Here is a 22,755-nt window from a genome sequence, read left to right on the forward strand (position 1 = left end):
GTGTCACGGAACCACCACCCCAACCTCTGGCCACCCTTCACATCCATCACCACCACTCCGCCACTCGAGCAGGTGGTGCGGGGCGAAGGGGCCTTGCTGCACCGTGCCGAGGGGGAGCCCCTGATCGATGGAATCAGCAGCTGGTGGGTGACTCTGCACGGCCATGCGCACCCGGTGGTAGCGGCAGCCATCGCCGAGCAGGCTGCCACGCTGGAACAGGTGATCTTTGCGGAATTCACCCATCCCCAGGCCGAAAGGCTCGCCCAACGCTTGGCCCAGCACACCGGCCTCGATCGCGTGTTCTTCTCGGATAACGGATCCACAGCGGTGGAAGTGGCTTTGAAAACCGCCGTGCAGTGGTGGCACAACCGGGGAGAGCCTCGCCAGCAACTGATCGCTTTTGACGGGGCCTATCACGGCGACACCTTCGGAGCGATGGCCGTTGGCGCCCGTAGCCTGTTCAGCGAGCCCTTTGATCCGCTCCTCTTCCCCGTCGCCCGGGTGCCCTGGCCGCACACACACTGGGACGACGACACGGTGGACCAACGCGAACAGGACGCCTTGCTGGCCCTGGAGCAAGCGCTGACCACACCAACAGCAGCCGTGATCCTGGAACCGCTGATCCAGGGAGCCGGAGGAATGCGCATGGTCCGTCCTGGCTTTCTGCAAGCCGTAGAACAGCGGGTTCGACAGGCGGGCAGTTTGCTGATCGCCGATGAGGTGCTGGCAGGCTTTGGCCGATGCGGAGCCTTGCTTGCATCCCAGCGGGCAGGAATCCAACCCGATTTGGTCGCGCTCTCCAAAGGATTGACCGCAGGATTCCTGCCCATGGGAATCACAATGGCCAAGGAGGCGATCTTCGAGGAATTCCTAGGGAGCGATCCCACCCGAACCCTGTGGCATGGCCACAGCTTCACGGCCAACCCATTGGGATGTGCAGCCGCCAATGCCAGTCTCGACCTGCTCGAAGCCGAGCCTGAGAAATACCAGAACTTTCAAGACAGGCATCAGCCCCGTCTAGAACGCTTGGCCGGCCACCCCAAGGTCCAACGGCCAAGGTTGTGCGGAACGATTGCAGCCTTCGACCTTGTGACCGAGAGCACCCAGGGGTATCTCAACCCCGCCGGGAAAATCCTGCGCAGCCTGGTGCGAAAGCACGGGGTACTGATTCGTCCCTTAGGGGATGTGGTGTATCTCTTGCCTCCCCTGTGCATCAGCGATGCTCAGCTGGATCAGTGCTACGAAGGCATTGAAATCGGACTAGACGCCCTCAGGGACCAAGCCTGAGGGCTGCTTCCACATCCTTCCGTGGCAGTCCGTAGGGAAACGCGCAGGACTTCGCGGGCTGGGAGGACGTCCAGGTCACTCCCAGTCCCTCCTGATCCAGCCGCAAGCGAGCGCTCCATCCAGGCTGCTCCCAGATCCAGTCACAGAGATCGTCCTCGCTGCGTCCAGCCCCCAAAACCCGCAGCCATTCTTCAAGAGCCTGCAGAGAGTGCTGGTTCAGCGGAGTCTCTGGCGGAGGAAGCGGTGCCATCAAAACCACCAGGATCGACATCGATGAGTCGAGTCTGCTCTTCCACCAGCCAACTCGGCTGGACCTGGAGCGCCAGCCCCCGATTCCAGGCCACACCGACCCCTAGCAGGAGGCAGAGCAACAACGCCCCCGCGAGCAGGAGCAGCGACGTCCATTCCCCACCGGAGAGGGGGCGTCGCTGACCGATCGCATGGGGCACCGGCAAGGGTGGGGCGTTGGCCGCAACAGCGCTGGCATTCCGCTCCTCCAGCGCTGCGTCGTAAAGACGCCGCAAGCGCGGATCAGCCAATTGCTCATAGGCTTCCCGAAGCAGACGGAATTGCCTGGCGGCATCCTTGGCCGGCAAACGGGTCGTGTCGGGATGCACAGCTTTACTGAGCCTGCGGAAGGCCTGCCGCAGCATTTCTGTATCCGCGCCTTGGGGAACTCCAAGGCGCTCGTAATGGCTGAGATCCTGAACCGAGGATGGCATGCGTTGAGCGGAGTCCCCGGGCACAGAAACACTCTAGAAAGGAGAGAGGGGAGGGCCGTTATGCCTGAGTCAACGCCGTTCGCTGCTCCGGGGCAGGAGCTCTGGTCCAAGCTGGGCTGGACACCTGACTCGGTGCAACGCGAACAACTGATCGCTCTCCAGCAGTTACTGCGGGACTGGAACAGCAGGGTGAACCTCACCAGGCTCGTCGAGGGAGAAGACTTCTGGATTACCCAAGTGCTGGACAGTCTCTGGCCTTTGCAACCCGAACTGGACACCGCCGACCAACCCCGTCGCTGCATCGACGTCGGCACTGGCGGTGGATTCCCTGGCCTTGCGGTCGCCATCGCTCTCCCAGGAGCGGAGCTGACCTTGGTGGATTCTGTAGGCCGTAAAACCGCAGCGGTGGCGGCCATGGCCCGTTCCCTTGGGATGGCAGAACGGGTCAGAGTCCGCACCGAACGGGTGGAACGGACGGGGCAGGACCCCAGCTGCAGAGGCCGGTTTGATCTGGCGATGGCCCGGGCCGTGGCCTCGGCTCCTGTGGTGGCCGAATATCTGGTTCCGCTACTGCATGCCAACGGACAGGCCTTGCTTTATCGAGGGCGTTGGCAACCGGAGGACCAGAGCGATTTGGATCCTGCTCTCGCCTTGCTGAAAGCAAAAACGGTGGCGATTGAACGCTGTGAGCTGCCATCGGCACGCGGCCCCCGCACCGTGATCCGGCTGATGCCCGAGAAGCCCACACCGAAGCTGTACCCACGTGCCGTTGGCATTCCCGGCAAGCAGCCTCTCGGCGCTCAGGCTGACGACAACCGCTCCTGACGTTCGCCTCCCACCCGCTCACGCAGGTTGCGCAGACGCTCTGGGATGGAGGACCGCCAAGGACTGTCGAGCAAGGCCGCATCCAGGTCGTCCTCACTCACGTCGCGATCAAGCGCATCAGCATTGGCCCCAGGGAACCAGTGCCCAGCCCTGCCCAAAAGGCCGTAACGGGCCCGGGCATAGCCCTCCAGGCCCCAGGCTTCTACAAGATTATGGAGCCAAAGGAGTACGGGCAGATTGATCTCTCCGGGAGTGGTTTGCCATCCGGGAAGACCTTGCCGCCAACTGCTAAACCAGTCGTGCCCGAGGGCCTCCACCTCGGCCTGATGCAAGCGGGCCTCGATGGGACTCACGAGTGTCTGGGCGTCAGCCAGTCGACTGACAGCATCCAGATGCAAGTCCAGATCCTGAGGGCAGGCTGCACCCACACTGAGGGTATGCACACGCTGATCCCGCAGACAGAACAGATCGTTGAAGACGATGGGGTGGAAAGGGGCAGTCAGCTCGATCAGCCGTTGTGCAGGCGTGTGCAGGTGGCCCCCCTTGTCTGTCGGACTGATGATGAACACACCCATGTCATGGCGGTGCGCAGCAGCAATCGCCGGTTCGTTGTCCTGCCGGATGAAATACCAGTGCAGGTTCACGTAATCGAAGGCGTCAGTCTCAATCGCTTCCACGATCACATCGGTCTCTCCATGGGTGGAAAAACCCACATGACCGATCCGCCCCGACGCCTGCCAACGCCGCACCACCTCGAGGCAACCTCCTGACCTGATCGTCTGGGCGAGATGGTCCCGTCTGTTGATGCCATGGATGGAGAGCAGATCCACACGCTGCACCCCCAACCGCTGCATGCTGAGCTCCAGCTCAGCCTCAAACAGGGAAGGATCCTGCTGGGGGGGGACTTTGGTTTGAAGAATGCGGCCTGGGTCAGGACAATCAGGCATGGCCCAGCCCAGCTGCCGCTCTGAGCTTCCGTAATGCCGTGCCGTTTCGATGTGATGGAAACCAAGGTCGACAGCACGTTCGAGGGTGCGTTGCAGCAACTGCTGAGACTGCACCGTGATCGCCTTCGCATCAAGATCGCTCCAGCTCTGCTGAAAGCGCATTCCTCCAAGGGAGAGAACCGGCATGGAGAGCTCGGTGCGTCCGAATCGGCGGGTCGGGAGACCAGTCCCAGTCATACGCGTCAGTCCCTTTGGGTGCCGCGGGGCAACTGCCGCCGCGGCCTTGCCGGTGACGGCAATCCGAGGGGAAGCAGCTCCTGAGCATCAAGCTGCCGTCTCAGTGCAGGCAACTCGTCGAACTGAACCCAGTGAATGCAGTCCACAGGACAGGTTTCGATCGCTTCCTGAATCCGTTCACTGCTATCACCATCTTGGCGAATAGCCCGTGAACGCCCGAGGTTGGGTTCGATCGCGAAGGTATTGGTAGCCACGTGGGCGCAATAGCGACAGCCGATACACACAGCCTCGTCAACCCAGACAGCCCGTTCACGCAGCTCGCCACCCAGGACAGGTTCGAACCCCGAAACATTGAGACTTTCAAGAGAGGAGGCGGAATAAGCCGCTGCAGACGGATCCTTCACGCTTGGAAGGCCTGAATCAGGCGTCCCAACGGGTCACCACCAGTTCAATCGAACCGTCCTGACCAGTGGTCTGGTGCGCCAAATCAAACCCCTCCAGACGACTGGCTTCGAGCACGGCACGCAGTGCGTAGCGTTGGGTGAGTTGGGACAGGAAACGCTCCACAGGGACCGATTGACGCCAAAGATCGAGATCGGTCACGAATTCGTAGGCACCGCTGGTTGCATTCCAACGGAACCCGAAATCAGCACCACCCTCGATGGCAACAATCAGCTCTGCGTCCACGGTTTGACCGCGGTAACCACGCACGGTCTGCGTGCCTGCATCAGGGGCATAACCAAGGTCTTCGAGAGCGCCACGGAGTGGCTCGAGCTGGCGAAGTTCAGTCTTGACGGTGCTGAAGTGAGACATCAGGAGGGCTCGACGAACTGGGTCTGGTGGAGGTCTTGGGCGGTGGCAAACGCCTCGGATGTGGACTCGCGCCGTTCAACGATGCCAAGGGCCGCTTCCAGGCGATCCGTGAGCTGCAGGCAGCCGTCACCGGCGATCCCCTCAACCGTTTCCTCGACGCGACCGTCGGGACGAATTCGGAATCGCACTGTGCGCTGAGGCATGCACCACCACAGAGTTGGACAAATGCTAGAGGCGAGAGACCTTGTCTGGAGAGCCCTGTAACCGATCCGCTCAGAGCAGCAGTCCCTCATCAAGAAGGGTCTTCAATCGGTCCACAAGCTCGGGATCATCCAGCTGCTCAAGAGCCGTTCGAGCCTCATCGCGAACGGTCGCCTCACCATCCTTGAGCAGTGCGTTGACAAACGCCTCCACCACCTGATCCTGGCGAGGTTTCACCAGATGTTCATGCAAGCGGGCAAGAGCCCAGATGCAGTTGCTGCGCACAACGGGCTCACCGTCGATCTGGAGGCTGACGAGCAACTGCCCTGCAGCCAAATCGGCCTTTGCTGCGGAGGTACCACCAGCCTCGGCGAGGGAGACAGAGGCCCAAAGACGCACCGATGCCACATCCGTTTGCAGGGCGCGAATCAAGGGATTGAGAACTGGAGCATCCGAGTAATTGCCGAGACTCCAGGCTGTGGCCTTGCGGACATAGGCGTTGCTGTCGAGCTGAAGAAGCCCGAGCAAGGGCTGAACGGCTTGGGTTGAGGGATTACGCCCCAGGGCGTACACCGCACTCATCCGCACTACGGGGCAGGAATTGTCCAGCAGCGGCAGCAGCAGGGGAACAGCTCGGGGGTCCCGGTGCTCACAGAACACACGCAAACCCTGCAGGTACTGGTCATGGCCTTGATTCAGCCATTCCAGTCCTTCATCACAGGCTCTGGCTGCCTGAAGCGCATCATGCTCCGGGTCATCTGGAGCGATGTCATCGAGGGGATCCCCCAGCAACTCAGCGGCCAGCTCACTGGCGAGCACATCAGGATCAATGGCCAGATCAGCCATCGCATCATTCCTTTTGGAGCTGAATGCCTCTCCCATGTGCTGATCGTAATCTCAGCTGATCGGTGCGGGAGCCAGCATGTCTCCAGGAAGCCAGATGCGTGCACTGACAGCCACCAGGGCCAGAGCGAACAGCGCCACGATCAGGATGGGCAGCAAGGTGGTACGAAAAAAGGACACGGCGTCAATGTTTTCGAACATTCTGCGCGGAAAGCGAGCAGCAGCATGAGCGTCAGCACTGACGAACGACCAACTTCCGAGGCGCTTCAGGCGGGTGCCTGGCGTCGCATCCTTGCCGTCGGGGTGGAAGGCTTCGCCAGTGGGCTGCCACTGATGTCGATCAGCACCCTATTGCAGGGGTGGCTGACCGCAAGCGGTGTCCCCGTTGCCATGGTGGGCTTGCTGGGGCTGACGGAGCTGCCCTACACCCTGAAACTGTTTTGGGCCCCATTGATGGATCGCTGGGCGATTCCCTGGCCCGACCGGCGGCGGGGCTGGATGGCCCTGCTTCAGGTGCTCCTGGGGATCGGCCTCCTCAGTTTCACCCGTCTGCAGCCAAGCGCCTCGCAGGCCGTCGTGCTGACCATCGGGCTCACGGCCCTAGGGGTCGCCATCCTCAGCGCCTCCCAGGATGTGGTGCTGGATGCCTATCGAACCGATCTGCTGCCCCAAGCGGAAAGGGGAGGAGGAGCAGCGGCGGCGACACTCGGATATCGCGGTGCGATGTTGTTCATCGGCGCCGGTGGGTTCCTGATCGCCGGCCGTTTTAGCTGGCAGGCCGCCTTCGCCACAGCCGGCGTTCTGATGCTGGCGATCGCACCGATCACCGTGCTGGCGCCTCGGTTGCAAGCGATTCAACATCCCGTGCCCAACCTGCGGGAAGCCGTACTCGGGCCAGCCCGTGAATTTCTCGGCCGAACCGGACCACGACGGGCCCTCCAGATCCTGGTGCTGGTGATGCTCTATCGCTGGCCCGATGGCCTGCTGGGCTTGATGGCGGTGCCCTTTCTGATCCAGAGCGGCTTCTCCCCCGAAACCATCGGGACCATTCAGGGGGGATGGGGGATCGGCGCTGCCATGGCCGGCACGGCGGTGGGCGGTGCCTGGTTCTCCCGGCTTGGCCTCAACCGAGCACTCTGGGTGTATGGCGTGATCGGAGCCTTCAGCAATCTGGCTTACTGGGCTCTGGCTCGTTTCGGAGGTGGCTTCCAAGGTCTGTTGATCGCCGTGAGCGTGGAGAACTTCTGCAGCGGGATGGTGGTGAGCGCCTTCCTGGCTCTACTGATGAGTCTGTGCAACCCGCGCTTTTCAGCAGCCCAGTACGCCCTGCTCTCCGGGATCTATGCCCTCAGTCGCTCCGTTCTGTCCACTCCCGGAGGCCTGGTCGCCTCCCAGGTGGGTTGGAGCAGCTTTTTCGGCCTCACGGTCGCAGCCGCCGTGCCCTCGCTGCTCTTACTCACGGTCGTGGCGCCCTGGCGAGAGCGACTGCCACGGGGAGCCTTCGATCCCAATCGAGATGCCACCTGAACCACGCTCAGAGCGAGCGTCGGCGGAGTTGTCCACAGGCAGCATCTTGATCAAGCCCGCGACTGGCGCGCAGGCTCACGGCCACCCCACGACCTTCCAGCACGCGCCGGAATGCCTCGATGCGATCCCGCTTTGGTCGCTGAAATTCTTCTTCTTCAATCGGGTTGTACGCGATCAGATTCACGTGGCTCTGGAAACCACCGACCCGATCAGCAAGTTCCTCGGCATGAGCTGCATGGTCATTGAGACCGCCCAACAGGATGTATTCGAAGCTCACCCGCCTGCCGGTGATCGCCAAGTAATGCCGGCAATCATCCAGGAGTGCGTCATAGGGGTAGGCATGCGCCGTGGGAATCAGCTCTTCCCTCAGTGTTTGGTTAGGGGCATGCAAGCTCACCGCCAAGGTGAACTGGGCGCGACCAAGCCGCTCCATGGCCAGTTCCGCCAACTGGGGAAGCGTGCGCGGCACCCCCACCGTGCTCACCGTGATCCGGCGCTGACCGATTCCGAGATCGTCGTTGAGACAGCGAATCGCATCCAGAACGGCCTCGATATTCAGCAGCGGCTCCCCCATGCCCATGAACACCACATGGGATGGCCTGCGTTGCATCACTTCGCGCACGCTCAGCACCTGCGCGACGATCTCGTGGGTGTGAAGCGAGCGCTGTAGCCCCCCTTTTCCTGTGGCGCAAAAACGGCAGGCCATCGGGCATCCCACCTGGCTTGAGACACACACGGTGAGGCGCTGATCGGTGGGGATACCAACGGCCTCGAGCGTTTCCCCGTCGTCGGTTCCCAGAAGGAGTTTGGTTGTGGCATCGGCGGCCACCTTGCGGTCCTGCTCCTTCAAGCGTCCGATGCTCACCCCACTGTCCTGAAGGGACGCCCTCCAAGATTTCGGGAGCACCGTGATCTCCTGGAGATCTCGCGCTCCCTTGGCGTAGAGCCAGTCATGAAGCTGTCGGCCCCGGAAGGCGGATTGTCCATGGGTGACAGCCCAGCGTTCCAGCTCAGAAGCCCCGAGCCCAAGCAGCGTTTTGGACTGCGCAGTACTGATCACCAGACCAGCAGTCCATGGCCAAGCTTGATTTCCACAGCCAAGAGCGCGATGAACCCGAGCATGGCCATACGGCCATTCAGCAGTTCGGTATGGGTATGAAACCCATACCGGGGAAGGCGACGTACGGGAATCGTGGTGGGTTCAATCATGAGCAGGGCTGACCTGGAGGGACAGTTTGGGGAGATTGGACGGACGATCGCGGTGAAAGCCGCACCCTTCATTCATCGCTGAGCAGCCCCTCTTCCTGCAGACCCTCAACAGCCTCAGCATCCACCACCTGATCTTCCTTCAGCTCGTTGTCGGCATCAGGCCTTGCGAAGGCAGCGAAGTTGCTGCCAGCTTCAATGCCGTGGCGACTGCGGGTGGCCTCCAGATCGGCATCGCTGGGATCGTCAAGAACCGCGGTGGCATCAGCGACTGGCGCCGCAGGCATGTCCACGGTGTAGTCAGGACGCAGGTTCTGCATGCGGCGATAGCCAGCAGGATCCTCCGCAAGGATGTCCGGATGCGGACCGGCTTCGGCCTTCAGCTCTTCTTCAAAGCCGCTGAAGCCAGTACCAGCGGGAATCAGGCGACCGATGATCACGTTCTCCTTGAGTCCACGCAGCCAATCGCTCTTGCCTTCAATGGCCGCTTCGGTGAGAACACGGGTGGTTTCCTGGAAGGACGCGGCGGAGATGAAGCTGTCGGTGTTCAGGGACGCCTTGGTGATTCCAAGAAGAACAGGGGTGAACTCGGCAGGAGCCCCTCCGGTGATCGACATCGCCTGATTGGTGTCCTCCACCTGACGGAGCTCGATCAGCTCACCGGGCAGCAGGGTGGTGTCCCCTGCATCCTCAACGCGCACCTTGCTGGTCATCTGACGAACAATCACTTCGATGTGTTTGTCGTCAATGGAAACGCCCTGGGACTTGTAGACGTTCTGAACCTCAGTCACCAGACGGTGCTGGAGCTTGGCGATGGCTTCCTGGGCCGCTTCCATCAAGGGCTTGCGGCTGCGCAGATCCTCGAAGAAGCACTCCAGCAGCTCATGCGGGTTGATGGGGCCGTCAGTGAGCAACTCGCCAGCAGTCACCTGCTGACTGTCACTCACCATCACGTTGCGCCCCAGGAGAATCGGATACTCAGAGACGGCGTCGTCCGCCTCGATCACCGTCACCGTGGTGTTCTCATCATCCTCACCCTGTTTGATCTCAACGGTGCCTGGCTTCTTGCAGAGAATCGCTGATTCGCGAGGACGGCGGGCCTCCAGCAGTTCCTCGATCCTCGGCAGACCCTGAACGATGTCACCCGTCTTCTGACGTTCGAACACCAGCAGAGCGAGGCCATCCCCACGCTGCACCAGATCACCGTCGCGGACGTGAAGCAAAGAATCCGGCGAGATCATGTAAGGCCGGCCCAGACGCAGGGTGACGCTCTTGCTCTCAACCTTCTCAATTTCCCCACAGCAGTCGGAGGGATGTCCTGCAGCGAGTTCTTCTCCATCCACGATGCGCTGACCAACGGTCACAACAGGCTGGGAGTTGGTGGTGATGGTGAGCGTGTCCTCCGGACGCTCCACGATCAAGCGGCGCACAGGCTCCTCAGCCGTGGCCTCGGGCATCTGGGCGACACCCATCTGCTTGCAAAGGATCTGGGTGGTGGCAATCACCTCACCAGCCTTGATCGACTGGCCATCTTCCACTTGAAGCTCGGTATGGGTGGATCCGTGGCTGGAGTCGGAAATGGTGTCACGTCGAACCAGGATGCTCTCGAGGATCACGAGCTGAAGACGTTCGATCGTCTTCGCGCGCTTGTCGGGGACTGCTTCCACATCCACAGTCATCTGAGGCGTGGTGTCGAAGGTCTCCAGCATCAACTGCGTGCGCAGAAGCTCAACACCCTCCACGGACTTGACCAGTTCGTTGTCTTTGAAGGCAAGACGCTGGCTGGCCTTGAGGCCAAGGTGAGGTCCATTGGGCTGTTTGACGTGCCCCAGATCGGGCAGCTGAGCCTCGTTTGGAATCGTGTACTCCTCAACCGGGCGGAGCAGGAGACCGCTGCCTTCAGGTGTTTCCACCGTTTGCACAAAAACCATGGTCTCGGTGTTGATCCCCTTGGCGATCGGCTCCCCGGGGTTCACCATCACGCCATCACCCTGGAAGCGCTCCAGCGCTTTCTTGTCGGTGCAGAGATGGAAGCTGCCGCTGCGAACGATGATCTCGCGGAGGATGTCGTTCTTCTGGGTGACGGTGACGATGCCAGCCGTCTGACTAAAGATGTCCTTGACCACCTCAGTGCCAGCCTCAATCCACTGGCCGTCAGTGATCATCAGCAAGGAGATGTCCTTGTTGATCTCATGGGTTTCCTGGGGAATCCAGAGCAGGGTTCCCCCCTTGTTCACCTCGTAGCCGTTCTTGGCAGAGCGAGCTTTCTTGATGGCGAGTCCAGGAGCGAAACGCACCAGACCACCGGTCTGGGTGCGGAACCGATCATCGTTGAGTTCAGCGACCACCTCGCCACTGCCGATCTTGCTGCCGGGAATGGTGTTGAGTCGATAACGGGTGCCGTCTTTGGCCTCGAGATTCCAGATCTCACCAGCGTGGGTTGACTCACCCAGGAGTTTGAAATCCTTGAGAGTCATGGCCGTTGTGACGATCTGCACCTCACGGGAATCACCAAGGGCTTCACGCAGGCGAATCGCGCCGCCGTACTCAGTCGCCTGACTCGCCTCAGCAAGCACCTGGCCCTCCGTCACAGTCGCGCCGGCGGTCACCACCGGACGCGCATTCGGCGGCAGGTTGTACACATCGCCAGCCAGCACCCACATCCGGCCGAGTCGCTGGGCCTTATGGGTGATGTTGCCCTGACGGTCGGTGACCTCACGGGGCTGGATGGAGGGGTCGTAGCTGACTTGTCCAGCCAGGTCGCAGATCACGTCCTTGGTGGCTTTCTCCACACTTTTCTTCACCGCACCGGCTGCGATCTGAGCAACGGTGACGTCGGCGTCGATGGCCTGACCGTTGTCCACGAAAAGCAGAGAACCGTTGGTGATCTCGATCTTCTGGGGCTTGCCTTTGCCAGAGGGCTGGATCGTGAGGTTGAAATCAACCTCTGCCTGCTGGGCGTTAACGCCATGGGGGGTGCGGTAGGGGCGCACGCGCGCCTTGGCACCGAATTCCACCGTTCCTTCGAACTTTGAGCGCACCACACCGGTCTCGGCGGTGGACACACCTCCGGTGTGGAACGTCCGCATGGTGAGCTGGGTGCCCGGTTCACCAATGGATTGAGCGGCAATAATGCCGACTGCCTCACCGAGGTCGACCAGCTCGTTGTGAGCCAGCGCCCAGCCGTAGCACTTGCGGCAGACGGAACGGTTGGCCTCACAGGTGAGCGGTGAACGCACGCTCACCGCCTGAACGCCCGCTTTCTCGAAGCGCTTGGAGAGGGGTGGATCGATTTCGGTGTTGCGCTCAGCCAACACCTCGCCATCAGCACCCACCACTTGATCGGCGGTGAGACGTCCCACCAGTCGACTGCCGTATTTGCCGTCTTCGGCCTTCACCAAGATGCAACGGCTGGTCCCGCAATCGTCCTCGCGGACGATCACATCCTGCGCCACATCCACGAGTCGGCGGGTGAGGTAGCCGGAGTCGGCCGTGCGCAGGGCTGTATCAACCAGACCTTTGCGCGCGCCGTAGGAGGAGATCACGTACTCCGTGACGGTGAGTCCCTCACGGAAATTGGTACGGATCGGCAGGTCGATGATCTCCCCTTGGGGGTTCGCCATCAGGCCGCGCATACCCACCAACTGGCGCACCTGGGACATGTTTCCCCTGGCGCCGGAGTTGGCCATCATCCACACGGAGTTGAGCGGATCGTTCTGATTGAAGTTCTTCTTGACCGCATCCACCAGACGCTCATTGGTCTCCGTCCAGGTATCAATCACCTTGGTGTGGCGCTCAACCTCAGTAATCACCCCGAGGCGATAGGACTCTTCCGTCGCGGTGATCAGCTCCTCAGCCTGTCCAAGCAGGTTCTGCTTCGCTTCCGGGACCTTGAGGTCGTCCACGGAGATGGAGACAGCCGCCTGGGTGGCGTAACGAAATCCGAGATCCTTGAGCTGGTCGGCCATGGCCGATGTGGCCGCGGTGCCGTGATGCTTGTAAGCCCAGGCCACTAGCTGCTTAAGACCCTTCTTATCCACAACCCGGTTGCGGAAGGGGGGTGGAGTTTTTGCCAGAGGACGGGTCTCAGGAGCAGAGGCAGCAGCCTTGGCGGCCTTCGAGGCCTTGGATCCCTTAGAAGACTTGCGGGACTTGGAAGGAGTGGAAGTCATGACAGCGCTGAGAGGAGAGGAAGAAAAAGACGAGCGAATCGAAGTTGAGCGTCAGGTGGCTGCCACCGCGTCGATGATCGTGTGATTCATCACCACGCGGCCCACGGTTGTGAGGATGTAACGGCTGATCAGCGCTCCATCCTCATCAAAGCGGTCTCTGCGATAAGTCCACTGCTCGAAACGGGTACCGTCCGCGAGCGTTTCACTGCTCACAGGCTCTTCACGCTCGTCGTCATCTTCAACTTCACCGTTGAAGCGCACCCAAACCCAGTCATGCAGACCGAGGCGCTTGTCTTCGAAAGCATGAATCACATCCTCAAGATCTGAGTACGTACGTGAACGATCACCGAACTCAACCGTCTGGATATCGGGCTGCAGAGCCGTGAGGTAGTAAGCGCCGAGAACCATGTCCTGGGAGGGGGTGATGATCGGTTCGCCAGTCGCTGGAGACAGAATGTTGTTGCTGGCCAGCATCAACATGCGTGCCTCGGTCTGCGCTTCAATCGCCAGGGGCACGTGCACAGCCATCTGGTCTCCGTCGAAGTCGGCGTTGAAGGCCGGGCAGACCAGGGGGTGGAGCTGAATGGCACGACCGTCGACCAGCTTGGGCTCGAAGGCCTGGATGCCCAGACGGTGAAGCGTGGGCGCACGGTTGAGCATGATCGGGTGCCCGTCGATCACTTCCTGCAGCACCTGCATTACTTCATCATCGGCGCGCTGAATGAGCTTTTTCGCAGCCTTGATGTTGTTGACGATGTTCTGACGGATCAAGCGATGGATCACGAACGGCTGGAAGAGCTCGATCGCCATCTCCTTGGGAAGACCGCACTGATGCATCTTCAGCTTGGGACCAACCACAATCACGGATCGACCTGAATAGTCGACACGCTTGCCGAGGAGGTTCTGACGGAAGCGCCCTTGCTTGCCCTCGATGATGTCGCTGAGGGACTTCAAAGGTCGATTGTTGGCACCGACCACAGTGCGACCGCGGCGGCCGTTGTCGATCAGTGCATCAACAGCCTCCTGCAGCATCCGCTTCTCGTTGCGGACAATGATTTCAGGGGCCAGGATTTCCTGGAGGCGGGCCAGACGGTTGTTGCGGTTGATGACCCGGCGGTAGAGGTCATTCAGGTCGGAGGTGGCGAAACGGCCCCCGTCGAGCTGCACCATCGGACGCAGATCGGGCGGAATCACCGGAATCACGTCCAGCACCATCCATTCCGGCCGGGCGTTGGTGGCCACGAAGTTATCAATCACGCGCAGGCGCTTGATCAACTTCGCCCGCTTCTGCCCCTTGCTGCCGGCGATCTCCTCGCGCAGCTGCTCGGCTACCTCATCAAGGGTTAGATCTTCCAGTAGCTGCTTGAGAGCCTCGGCGCCGATGCCCACAACGGGCTCATTTTCAATCTCTGAATCTTCGGCGTAGATCTCATCTTCGATTTCCAGCCACTCATCTTCCGTGAGGAGCTGCTTGTACTTCAGGTCTTTGTGGTCACCGGGATCCAGCACCACATAGCAGTTGAAGTAAACGATCTGCTCAACATCCCGCAGCGGCATATCCAGCAGGATGGCCACATAGCTGGGAATGCCTTTGAGATACCAAACGTGGGACACAGGAGCAGCGAGCTTGATGAAGCCCATGCGGTGACGACGCACCCTGCTCTCGGTTACCTCGACACCGCAACGTTCACAAACGATGCCGCGGTGACGGACACGTTTGTATTTGCCGCAGTGACACTCCCAGTCTTTGGAAGGTCCGAAGATTTTTTCGCAAAACAAGCCGTCCATCTCCGGCTTGAGTGTGCGGTAGTTAATGGTTTCGGGCTTGGTGACCTCACCCACCACCTGACCATTGGGAAGGGTGCGTTGCCCCCACTCCATCACCCGGTCAGGGGAAGCAAGCGTGATCTTGACGTAGTCGAAGTGGTTTTCGGTGCGGAGATTGCTGTTTGTCATTGACGGTTAAGGGAGAAGAAGCGTTGTGTCAGATCGTTCGTCAGTCCGTCAGTCCTCGTCGTAATCCGCAACGCCGAGGGATTCGTAGGTGGGACGACTTGGGGTGCTGCGACGCGGATTCACGTCTTGCATGAGATCCACCTCCTTGCCTTCATCAGTGAACACGGCGATATCCAGACCCAGGGACTGGAGTTCGCGCATCAGCACCTTGAAGGATTCCGGAGTGCCGGGCCTGGGGATCGGCTTGCCCTTAACGATGGCGTTCAGAGCCTCATTGCGTCCCTGCATGTCGTCGGACTTGACCGTGAGCAGTTCCTGCAGGGTGTACGCCGCGCCATAGGCCTCAAGCGCCCAAACCTCCATCTCACCCAGACGCTGGCCGCCCTGCTGAGCCTTGCCGCCCAGGGGTTGCTGCGTCACCAAGGAGTAAGGACCTGTGGAACGGGCGTGGATCTTGTCATCCACCAGGTGGACCAGCTTGAGGAAGTGGGAGTAACCCACAGCAACAGGCTGATCGAAGGGCTCGCCGCTGCGGCCATCAATCAGTTGAAGCTTGCCGGGATCATCTGGGTTGTAGATCCATTCCTTGCCTGGCTGCTTGGCCGCCTCCTTGAGGTAGGCCTCCACGGTCTGCTGAGACTTTTCAGCCCCATACATCTCATCAAACGGAACCACCTTCACGCGACAGTCAAGATTTGCCGCTGCCCAGCCCATCAGCAGTTCGAAAACCTGACCGACGTTCATGCGGCTTGGCACACCCAGAGGGTTCAGAACGATGTCAACGGGAGTGCCGTCGGGGAGGTAAGGCATGTCTTCCCGGGGAAGAATCCGGCTGATGATCCCCTTGTTGCCATGACGACCGGCCATCTTGTCGCCCACCTGGATCTTGCGGCGTTGAGCCACGTAGACCCTGACCACCATGTTGGCGCCGGGGGGGAGCTCATCACCTTGCTCACGGGTGTAGATGCGCACATCCACCACCCTGCCGCGCTCGGTGCTGGGAACCCTCAGTGAGTTATCGCGAACGTCGCGCGCTTTCTCTCCGAAGATCGCTCTCAACAGTTTCTCTTCAGGAGGTTGGTCGGACTCACCTTTGGGAGTGACCTTACCCACCAGGATGTCGCCGCTCTCCACGAAGGCACCAATGCGGATGATGCCCATCTCATCGAGATTGCCAAGACTTTCTTCGGCCACATTGGGAATTTCCCGAGTGATCTCTTCAGGGCCAAGCTTGGTTTGACGGGCCTCGATCTCGTACTTCTCGATGTGCACCGAGGTGTACAAATCATCATTGACCAGACGCTCACTCACGAGGATCGCGTCCTCGTAGTTGTATCCCTCCCAGGGCATGTATGCGATCAGAACATTCTGACCAAGAGCGATTTCACCGCCTTCGCAAGCTGAGCCATCCGCAAGAACCTGACCCACGATCACCGGGTCGCCCTGACGCACGATCGGACGCTGGTTGAGACAGGTGTCCTGATTCGAACGCTGGTACTTCTGCAGATAGTGGGAGTGATCCACTCCGTCTTCGTCTCGGACGACGATCGCGGTGGCATCCACGAAGGTGACGGTGCCATTGACCCGGGAGATGGGAACCATGCCGGAGTCGCGAGCAACCTGGGTTTCCAGGCCCGTGCCGACCAGGGGGCGTTCGGGGCGCAGAAGAGGCACCGCCTGACGCTGCATGTTCGATCCCATCAGGGCACGGTTGGCATCGTCGTGCTCCAGGAAAGGAATCAGCGAGGTGGCAACGGAGATCACCTGAACGGGTGAGAGCTGCACATAATCCACCTGCTCCGGCGGCACCTTCTCGAAATCCTGGCGGTAACGAACGGGAATGAGGTCCGCCAGGATCGCGCCATCGCTGTCCGTGGCGACATCGCCAGGGGCCACACGACACTCATCCTCCAGATCAGCGGAGAGATAGATGGGATCACCCTGCTTGAGAACCCGGCCGTTCTCCACCTTCCAGAAGGGAGTTTCGATGAAGCCGTACTCGTTGACCCTGGCGTGGGTGGCCAAGGAATTAATCAGACCAGCATTAGGGCCTTCGGGCGTCTCAATTGGGCAGAGGCGGCCGTAGTGGGACGGATGGATATCGCGCACGGCGAAGCCAGCCCTTTCACGGGTGAGACCTCCAGGACCGAGGGCGGAGATGCGGCGCTTGTGCGTGAGCTCAGCCAGCGGGTTCGTTTGATCCATGAACTGGCTCAACTGGCTCGAACCGAAGAATTCCTTGATCGCCGCGACAAGCGGCTTGGGATTCACCAGCTGGGCAGGGGTGAGGGAATCGGTCTCGCCGACCGTCATGCGCTCTTTAATGATCCGCTCGAGTCGGTTGAGACCCACGCGCACCTGGTTCTGCAGAAGCTCGCCAACGGATCGCACGCGACGGTTGCCGAGATGGTCGATGTCATCGAGGCTGGCCCCGCCCACATCGAGCTCAAGATTGATCAGATAGTCGAGGGTGGAGAGAACGTCCTCGTGGGTGAGAGTGCGAACCGAGTCAGGAATCGTGAGGCGAAGCTTCTTGTTGATCTTGTAACGACCGACCCGGCCGAGGTCGTAACGCTTGGGATCAAAGAAACGGGTCTGAAGCAGTTGCTGACCGCCGCTCACTGAGGGAGGTTCACCCGGACGGAGCTTCTTGTAAAGCTCCAACAGAGCTTGGTCTTCAGAGCTGATCCCTTCGTCGTTGGCCGCTTCAATCGACTTTTTGTAGTACTCCGGATGACGGAGCTTGTCGATCACATCGTTATCAGACAAGCCCATGGCGCGCATCAGCACATGGGCATTGATCTTCCGGGTCTTATCAACTCGAACGTGCAAAAGATCGTTCTTATCTGTTTCAAATTTCAGCCAAGCGCCGCGGTTCGGAATCACGCTCGCGTTGTACGTGCGGCGTCCGTTCTTATCCTGCTCGTCCTTGAAATAAACACCGGGGCTGCGAACGATCTGGTTCACGATCACGCGCTCAGCACCATTAATGATGAACGTGCCTCGCTCGGTCATCAGCGGGAGCTCGCCGATGAAGACCTCCTGCTCCTTGATCTCACCGGTCTCCTTGTTAACCAGCCGGCAAGTCACATACATCTGAGAAGCGAAGGTGGCATCGCGACGCTTGGCCTCCTCCACGTCATGGCGGGGGCGCTTCAGTCGGTACTCACTGCCGACGAAATGAAGTTCGAGCTTTCCTGTGTAGTCGGTGATCGGCGAAAAACTCTCCAGTTCTTCGATCAGGCCCTTCTCCAGGAACCACTTGAAACTGGCCCGCTGCACCTCCACCAGATCAGGGAGATAGGTGGCGGTCTTGGCGACCTGAATCGCGCTGCTGCTCATGCGGAGACCTGCAGTATCAGAAGGTGGACGTAAAAAGGGCCTGAAGGGAAGAACTGAACGAACCGCTGTGAACCTTCAACCAAGACAGCAAAGTCGCTCCCCGAGGGGGAACAACCACCGCAACATTGGTTTCAGAACACTCGGGTCAGAACAGCTGACGTCGTCAATGCACCGATCGGTAATGGACGCTTCGGAAGCCAGAGAACAGTGAACTGCATCTGGCCAGGCCAATAAAACATCTTACACTTCCGCCTCAACGCTTCTGATCGATGGTCAGGGAAGCCTGAACAGCGTCCTCGCATTGGCCGTGCTGGTCATGGCCACCTGTTCAAGGGTTTGCTCTCTGAGCTCAGCGACGCGGGATGCCACTGCCGCAACAAAGGCCGGCTCGTTGCGCTTCCCCCGACGGGGGACCGGTGCCAGGAAAGGGCAATCCGTCTCGACAAGGAACCGATCCTGGGGGACCTGCCTGGCGCAATCGTGAGTGGGGATAGCTTTCGGGAAGGTGACCGTGCCACTGAAGCTGATGTAGAAGCCGAGATCCAGGAACTGATGCATTTCCTCTGGAGTCCCGCCCCAGCAGTGCATCACCCCAGCAGGACAGCATCCTCGGGCCTGACGAGCACGCAACTCCTCCAGCATGGGCTCGGCCGCATCGCGGCAGTGCACGATCACGGGCAAGTTGAGCTCCACCGCCAGATCGAGCTGGGGGCGAAGGATGGCCAACTGCTCAGGAAGGTTGTTGTCACGAAAAAGATCGAGGCCAAGTTCACCGATGGCCACCACCCGATCATCGGCGCAGGCGGCTTCCCGCAGAACAGCTTGCGTGTCCTCAGCCCAGTGCTGCGTATCAAGCGGATGGACACCCACCGAGTACCGCATCTCCGGGAACCGATCCGCGAGCGCGCGAATCGCAGGGATTTCCGAAGGCTCTACGCAAGCATGTAACAACGACGTGACGCCGGCGTCACGCCACCGCGACGCGACAGCATCAAGATCCTCATCAAAATTCCTGAAGACGATGTGACAGTGACTGTCGATGAGGGAGGGAACTGCCATATCGGGTTCTGAAACGCGCCTTCAGAACCCATTCTGCCGAAAGCTGGAACTGTTCCGGAGTTCAGCTGGCACTAGCGGGTGCTGGGTCGATCGCCTTCTTCACTGCCACGCTCAAACGGGCCTTCTGATGGGCACCCGCATTGCGATGGAGAACACCACGCTTCACGGCTTTGTCAATCTTGCTGAACGCTGCGTTCATGCTGGATTGAACGCTGGTTTTGGCCTCATCGCCAGGGGTGGCGCTATAGGCCTCACATGCACTGAAGCAGCGCTTCATCAGGGTGCGCATCGACGACTTGTAAGCCTTGTTTTGAAGGCGGTTGCGCTCAGCGATCTCGACGCGCTTCTTTGAGGACTTGTTATTGGCCACAGAGCCTTTGATCTGATCGACAATCCATAACCATAGCTCAGCGCACTCAAACCAAACCTGCTGCCCAGAGTTGGACCTAGCTTGTTCCCATGCATGATCAGACGGTGACAGCCCCATCGAGCCCCACCTCCAGCAGCGAGGCGTCCGTGATTCATCGCACCGACGCGGTCGGCGATGCGGAACTGCGACTGGATCAGATCGCGACACGCACAGCCGGGCAATCCCAACGGGACGCCGCGAAAAGCGTCGAATCCATCCTCGACCAAGTGCGCAGGGACGGGGATCAGGCCCTAAGAGCACTCACCCAGCAGTTCGACGGATTTGACCCGGACCCGCTTCAGGTCCCCTGCGCTGAACTTCAGAGTGCCTGGGATGCCACCCCACCCGACCTGAGGGATGCTCTGGAACTCGCCCACCGGCGGATTCAGGATTTCCACCAGCGTCAAAGGCCCTTGGATCTCGATGTCAAAGGAGTCCATGGTGAGCGTCTTGGGCGACGCTGGCGTCCTGTCCAGGCCGCAGGCCTTTACGTCCCGGGAGGACGGGCTTCATACCCGAGCACGGTGCTGATGAACGCTGTACCAGCTCGCGCTGCGGGCGTGGAGAGACTAGTCATGGTCACCCCTGCGGGATCCGACGGAACCGTGAACCGCACCGTTCTCGCCGCAGCCCACCTGGCAGGGGTGCGCGAGGTGTATCGGATCGGGGGGGCTCAGGCGATTGCCGCACTGGCATTTGGCACCGAAACGATCCCTCGCGTTGACGTGATCAGCGGCCCTGGGAACCTCTACGTGACCTTGGCCAAGAAGTTCGTCTATGGGCAGGTGGGAATTGACTCACTCGCTGGCCCCAGCGAAGTGTTGGTGATTGCCGATGCGTCGGCCAACGTGACGCAGGTGGCGGCTGATCTGCTGGCGCAGGCTGAACATGATCCATTGGCAGCTGCGATCCTTCTCACCACTGCAAGCTCCCTGGCAGAGGCGCTGCCTGCTGAATTGGAGCACCAGCTTCAGAAGCACCCACGGGAAGCCATCTGCCGGCAATCGCTGCAGCAGTGGGGACTCATCGTGGTCTGCGACAACCTCGAGACCTGTGCGTCGCTAAGTGACCGGTTTGCCCCTGAACACCTCGAGCTTCTTGTTGAGCGCCCTCGCATGCTGGCGGACCGTATCCAGCAAGCCGGAGCCATCTTCATCGGCCCCTGGAGCCCTGAAGCAGTAGGGGACTACCTCGCGGGCCCGAATCACACCCTGCCCACCTGCGGCGCAGCGCGATACAGCGGCGCGCTCAGCGTGGAAACCTTCATGCGTCACACCTCACTGATCGAATTCAGCCGTGAAGCCCTCGAAGCCACCGGTGGAGCCGTGGTTGAACTGGCCAGCAGTGAAGGACTGCACAGCCATGCCAATTCGGTGAAGGTTCGGCTTCGCTGAACTCAGCTGGCCTTCTCGAGACTGCGTGCGCTGGCAACACCATTGTCAATCTGTCCTACGAGCACCTCGTCGGCCAGGTTGACGAACAGACCGTTCTCAAGGACGCCGGGAATATTGTTGATATCTTTCTCGAGAGAGGCGGGATCTGCGATGCCGCCTTCAAATCGCACATCCAGAACCAGGTTGCCCTGATCGGTCACCACTGGACCGGCCTTGCGAGTCGCCATGCGCAATTCGGCTTCGCCACCCATGGCTTTTAGTTGTTGGCTGATCTGGACCCAGGCTCCGGGCAGAACCTCAACGGGAAGCAAAAATCCGAGATTCAGTCGCTCCACAAGCTTGGTGGAATCGACCACCACAATGAAACGGTCGGCACGGGCAGCAACAAGCTTTTCTTGCACGTGGCAAGCACCACCCCCCTTGATCAACTGGAACGACGGGTCCACTTCATCGGCACCGTCGATCGCTAGATCAATCCGGTCGACTGCATTCAGACTGCGAAGAGGAATGCCCAGTTCTGCAGCAAGAACCTCGCCCTGGAACGACGTGGTCACTCCCACGATGTCGCTTAGCTGACCGGTCGCTAGGCGTTCACCCAAGCCCTTGATCATCAGAGCCGCGGTGGAGCCAGACCCCAGACCAACCACCATGCCGTCGCAGAACTGCTTCACAGCCGCATCAGCAACGGCCTGCTTCATCTGGTTTTGAAGGTCCGACATGGTCCGTGAGCGATCGGCGAGACCGTAGCAAGAGTTTCAGCTCAATCCTGGCAAGGGTTCGGGTTTGACGGAAACCTGCAGATCCTGTTCGCCGCGGATGATCGACAGGGCAAGGGGCTGGTTGATCTCAGCCCGATCCACTTGCTGCAGCAGATCCTGAGGATCGTCGATGGGGACCTCACCGGCCTGGATCACCAGATCACCCCTGCGCAGTCCCGCTTTCTGGGCTGGGCTGTCCGGAAGCACAGACTGCACCAGAGCTCCAGCCCGTTCGGGCAGTGCAACAAGAGCATTGGGATCTTCGTTGTGCTCGCGAGCGATACGAGCCGTGAGGGCAATCAACTGAACGCCGAGGTAGGGGTGCACCACTTCACCGGCTGCTTTCAGCTCGTCAGTCACCCGGCGAGCCAGGTTGATGGGGATTGCGAACCCCAAGCCTGCCCCAGGGCCTGAACGGACCAACGTATTGATCCCGATCACGCGGCCTTCTGCATTCACCAAGGGGCCACCGGAGTTGCCAGGGTTGATTGCAGCATCGGTTTGGATCAGATCAAGACGCTTGTCAGAGAAACCAAGGCTGCTGATGTTGCGGTGCAGGCTGCTGACAATCCCAAGTGTGACGGTTCGCTCCAAGCCATAAGGGGTTCCAAGGGCAATGGCCCAGTCGCCGACCTCGAGGGCTTCGGAATCCCCCAGCCGTGCTGCAGGCGGCAGGGCATTCCCTTTCAGTCGCACCAGAGCCAGATCGGTGACCGGATCACGGCCGATCACTTCGCCATCGCGTTGCTCGCCACTGGCGAGGGTCACATTCACCTGCTCCACCTGCTCCACCACATGGGCATTGGTGAGCACAAGCCCTTCGCGGTCAATCACCACTCCCGATCCCTGCCCGCGTTGACGCTCGGGGCCATAGCCGAAGCTGGGCTCACCGAGGAGATCTCGCAGCAGTGGATCAATCAAGTTGGGGTCAAAGGGCTGGCGCTCCACCAAGCGCTCGGTGTCGATCCGCACGACAGCTGGAGCTACATCACGGACCGCATCAGCGACAAAACTATGAGTGCCAGGCAAACCAGCGGACGCCGCAAGCGCCTGCATC

At 60.4% G+C, this 22,755-nt stretch carries 21 protein-coding genes; 4 read left to right on the forward strand and 17 right to left on the reverse strand.

Translation table 11 applies throughout. From position 1 onward, the window contains the following. Positions 1-1,287 carry an adenosylmethionine--8-amino-7-oxononanoate transaminase gene (gene bioA, locus SynPROS71_RS11025; RefSeq protein ID WP_255442134.1) on the forward strand — a complete coding sequence of 429 codons (1,287 nt, stop codon included), beginning with the start codon at positions 1-3 and terminating at the stop codon, positions 1,285-1,287. Here bioA and SynPROS71_RS11030 read toward each other — a convergent pair. Then, a complete protein-coding gene (locus SynPROS71_RS11030) occupies positions 1,271-1,492 on the reverse strand; it encodes a DUF3143 domain-containing protein (protein WP_186598055.1) in 222 nt (73 codons plus the stop codon). The genes bioA and SynPROS71_RS11030 overlap by 17 nt on opposite strands. Further along, a complete protein-coding gene (locus tag SynPROS71_RS11035; RefSeq protein WP_186595107.1) occupies positions 1,479-2,009 on the reverse strand; it encodes a J domain-containing protein in 531 nt (176 codons plus the stop codon). Before SynPROS71_RS11035 ends, SynPROS71_RS11030 begins: the two co-directional genes overlap by 14 nt. A gap of 60 nt (positions 2,010-2,069) precedes the next feature. Between SynPROS71_RS11035 and rsmG the strand changes: the two genes are divergently transcribed. Beyond that, positions 2,070-2,834 (forward strand): 16S rRNA (guanine(527)-N(7))-methyltransferase RsmG, encoded by a 765-nt coding sequence (gene rsmG, locus SynPROS71_RS11040; protein WP_186595108.1) that lies wholly within the window; start codon positions 2,070-2,072, stop codon positions 2,832-2,834. Here the strand turns inward: rsmG and SynPROS71_RS11045 are convergent. From SynPROS71_RS11045 to SynPROS71_RS11070, 6 genes are all read right to left on the reverse strand, one after another. Continuing rightward, positions 2,810-4,018 (reverse strand): aldo/keto reductase, encoded by a 1,209-nt coding sequence (locus SynPROS71_RS11045; RefSeq protein ID WP_186595109.1) that lies wholly within the window; start codon positions 4,016-4,018, stop codon positions 2,810-2,812. The two genes, rsmG and SynPROS71_RS11045, sit on opposite strands and share 25 nt — an antisense overlap. A 5-nt stretch (positions 4,019-4,023) precedes the next feature. Continuing rightward, positions 4,024-4,422 (reverse strand): ferredoxin, encoded by a 399-nt coding sequence (locus tag SynPROS71_RS11050; protein ID WP_186595110.1) that lies wholly within the window; start codon positions 4,420-4,422, stop codon positions 4,024-4,026. 16 nt (positions 4,423-4,438) lie between these two features. Beyond that, on the reverse strand, positions 4,439-4,831 hold the full coding sequence (locus SynPROS71_RS11055) for a DUF1257 domain-containing protein (RefSeq protein ID WP_186595111.1): 393 nt from the start codon (positions 4,829-4,831) through the stop codon (positions 4,439-4,441). Then, the gene (locus SynPROS71_RS11060) at positions 4,831-5,034 is read right to left on the reverse strand and encodes a DUF2997 domain-containing protein (protein ID WP_186595112.1); all 204 of its coding nucleotides are present in this window, start codon (positions 5,032-5,034) and stop codon (positions 4,831-4,833) included. The genes SynPROS71_RS11055 and SynPROS71_RS11060 overlap by 1 nt, the downstream gene beginning before the upstream one ends. 70 nt (positions 5,035-5,104) lie before the next feature. Beyond that, complete coding sequence (locus SynPROS71_RS11065) at positions 5,105-5,914, reverse strand: HEAT repeat domain-containing protein (RefSeq protein ID WP_186595113.1); 810 nt, start codon at positions 5,912-5,914, stop codon at positions 5,105-5,107. Between the two features lie 15 nt (positions 5,915-5,929). Further along, entirely contained in the window at positions 5,930-6,076 is a 147-nt protein-coding gene (locus SynPROS71_RS11070) for a hypothetical protein (RefSeq protein ID WP_186598111.1), read from the reverse strand. A 24-nt stretch (positions 6,077-6,100) separates the two neighbouring features. On the opposite strand from SynPROS71_RS11070, the gene SynPROS71_RS11075 reads away from it, so the two are divergent. Continuing rightward, positions 6,101-7,402: an MFS transporter gene (locus tag SynPROS71_RS11075; protein WP_186595115.1), complete on the forward strand. Its 1,302-nt coding sequence runs from the start codon at positions 6,101-6,103 to the stop codon at positions 7,400-7,402. A 7-nt stretch (positions 7,403-7,409) separates the two neighbouring features. Here the strand turns inward: SynPROS71_RS11075 and rlmN are convergent, their stop codons facing one another. The 7 genes from rlmN to rpsT all read right to left on the reverse strand — a co-directional run bounded on the left by rlmN (position 7,410) and on the right by rpsT (position 19,507). Beyond that, positions 7,410-8,462 (reverse strand): 23S rRNA (adenine(2503)-C(2))-methyltransferase RlmN, encoded by a 1,053-nt coding sequence (rlmN, locus tag SynPROS71_RS11080; protein WP_186595117.1) that lies wholly within the window; start codon positions 8,460-8,462, stop codon positions 7,410-7,412. Next, positions 8,459-8,611, reverse strand: coding sequence for a chlorophyll a/b-binding protein (locus SynPROS71_RS11085; protein ID WP_186583345.1), 153 nt, complete (start codon positions 8,609-8,611; stop codon positions 8,459-8,461). Before SynPROS71_RS11085 ends, rlmN begins: the two co-directional genes overlap by 4 nt. 68 nt (positions 8,612-8,679) lie before the next feature. Further along, on the reverse strand, positions 8,680-12,780 hold the full coding sequence (locus SynPROS71_RS11090; protein ID WP_186595118.1) for a DNA-directed RNA polymerase subunit beta': 4,101 nt from the start codon (positions 12,778-12,780) through the stop codon (positions 8,680-8,682). A gap of 51 nt (positions 12,781-12,831) precedes the next feature. Next, positions 12,832-14,736, reverse strand: a complete 1,905-nt coding sequence (locus SynPROS71_RS11095; RefSeq protein ID WP_186595119.1) for a DNA-directed RNA polymerase subunit gamma — start codon at positions 14,734-14,736, stop codon at positions 12,832-12,834. A gap of 48 nt (positions 14,737-14,784) precedes the next feature. Then, positions 14,785-18,078 (reverse strand): DNA-directed RNA polymerase subunit beta, encoded by a 3,294-nt coding sequence (gene rpoB / locus SynPROS71_RS11100; RefSeq protein WP_186583348.1) that lies wholly within the window; start codon positions 18,076-18,078, stop codon positions 14,785-14,787. Positions 18,079-18,351: 273 nt separating this feature from the next. Further along, positions 18,352-19,137, reverse strand: coding sequence for a TatD family hydrolase (locus SynPROS71_RS11105; protein ID WP_186595120.1), 786 nt, complete (start codon positions 19,135-19,137; stop codon positions 18,352-18,354). A 61-nt stretch (positions 19,138-19,198) separates the two neighbouring features. After that, positions 19,199-19,507, reverse strand: a complete 309-nt coding sequence (gene rpsT / locus SynPROS71_RS11110; protein WP_186595121.1) for a 30S ribosomal protein S20 — start codon at positions 19,505-19,507, stop codon at positions 19,199-19,201. Between the two features lie 89 nt (positions 19,508-19,596). On the opposite strand from rpsT, the gene hisD reads away from it, so the two are divergent. Continuing rightward, positions 19,597-20,940, forward strand: coding sequence for a histidinol dehydrogenase (gene hisD, locus SynPROS71_RS11115; RefSeq protein WP_186595122.1), 1,344 nt, complete (start codon positions 19,597-19,599; stop codon positions 20,938-20,940). A gap of 2 nt (positions 20,941-20,942) precedes the next feature. Here the strand turns inward: hisD and rpiA are convergent, their stop codons facing one another. Next, positions 20,943-21,659: a ribose-5-phosphate isomerase RpiA gene (gene rpiA / locus SynPROS71_RS11120; RefSeq protein ID WP_186595123.1), complete on the reverse strand. Its 717-nt coding sequence runs from the start codon at positions 21,657-21,659 to the stop codon at positions 20,943-20,945. A 36-nt stretch (positions 21,660-21,695) separates the two neighbouring features. Beyond that, a complete protein-coding gene (locus tag SynPROS71_RS11125; RefSeq protein ID WP_255442517.1) occupies positions 21,696-22,754 on the reverse strand; it encodes a trypsin-like peptidase domain-containing protein in 1,059 nt (352 codons plus the stop codon). Position 22,755 lies beyond the last annotated feature (1 nt).

The organism is Synechococcus sp. PROS-7-1, assembly GCF_014279795.1.
In the GTDB taxonomy this organism is placed as follows: domain Bacteria; phylum Cyanobacteriota; class Cyanobacteriia; order PCC-6307; family Cyanobiaceae; genus Synechococcus_C.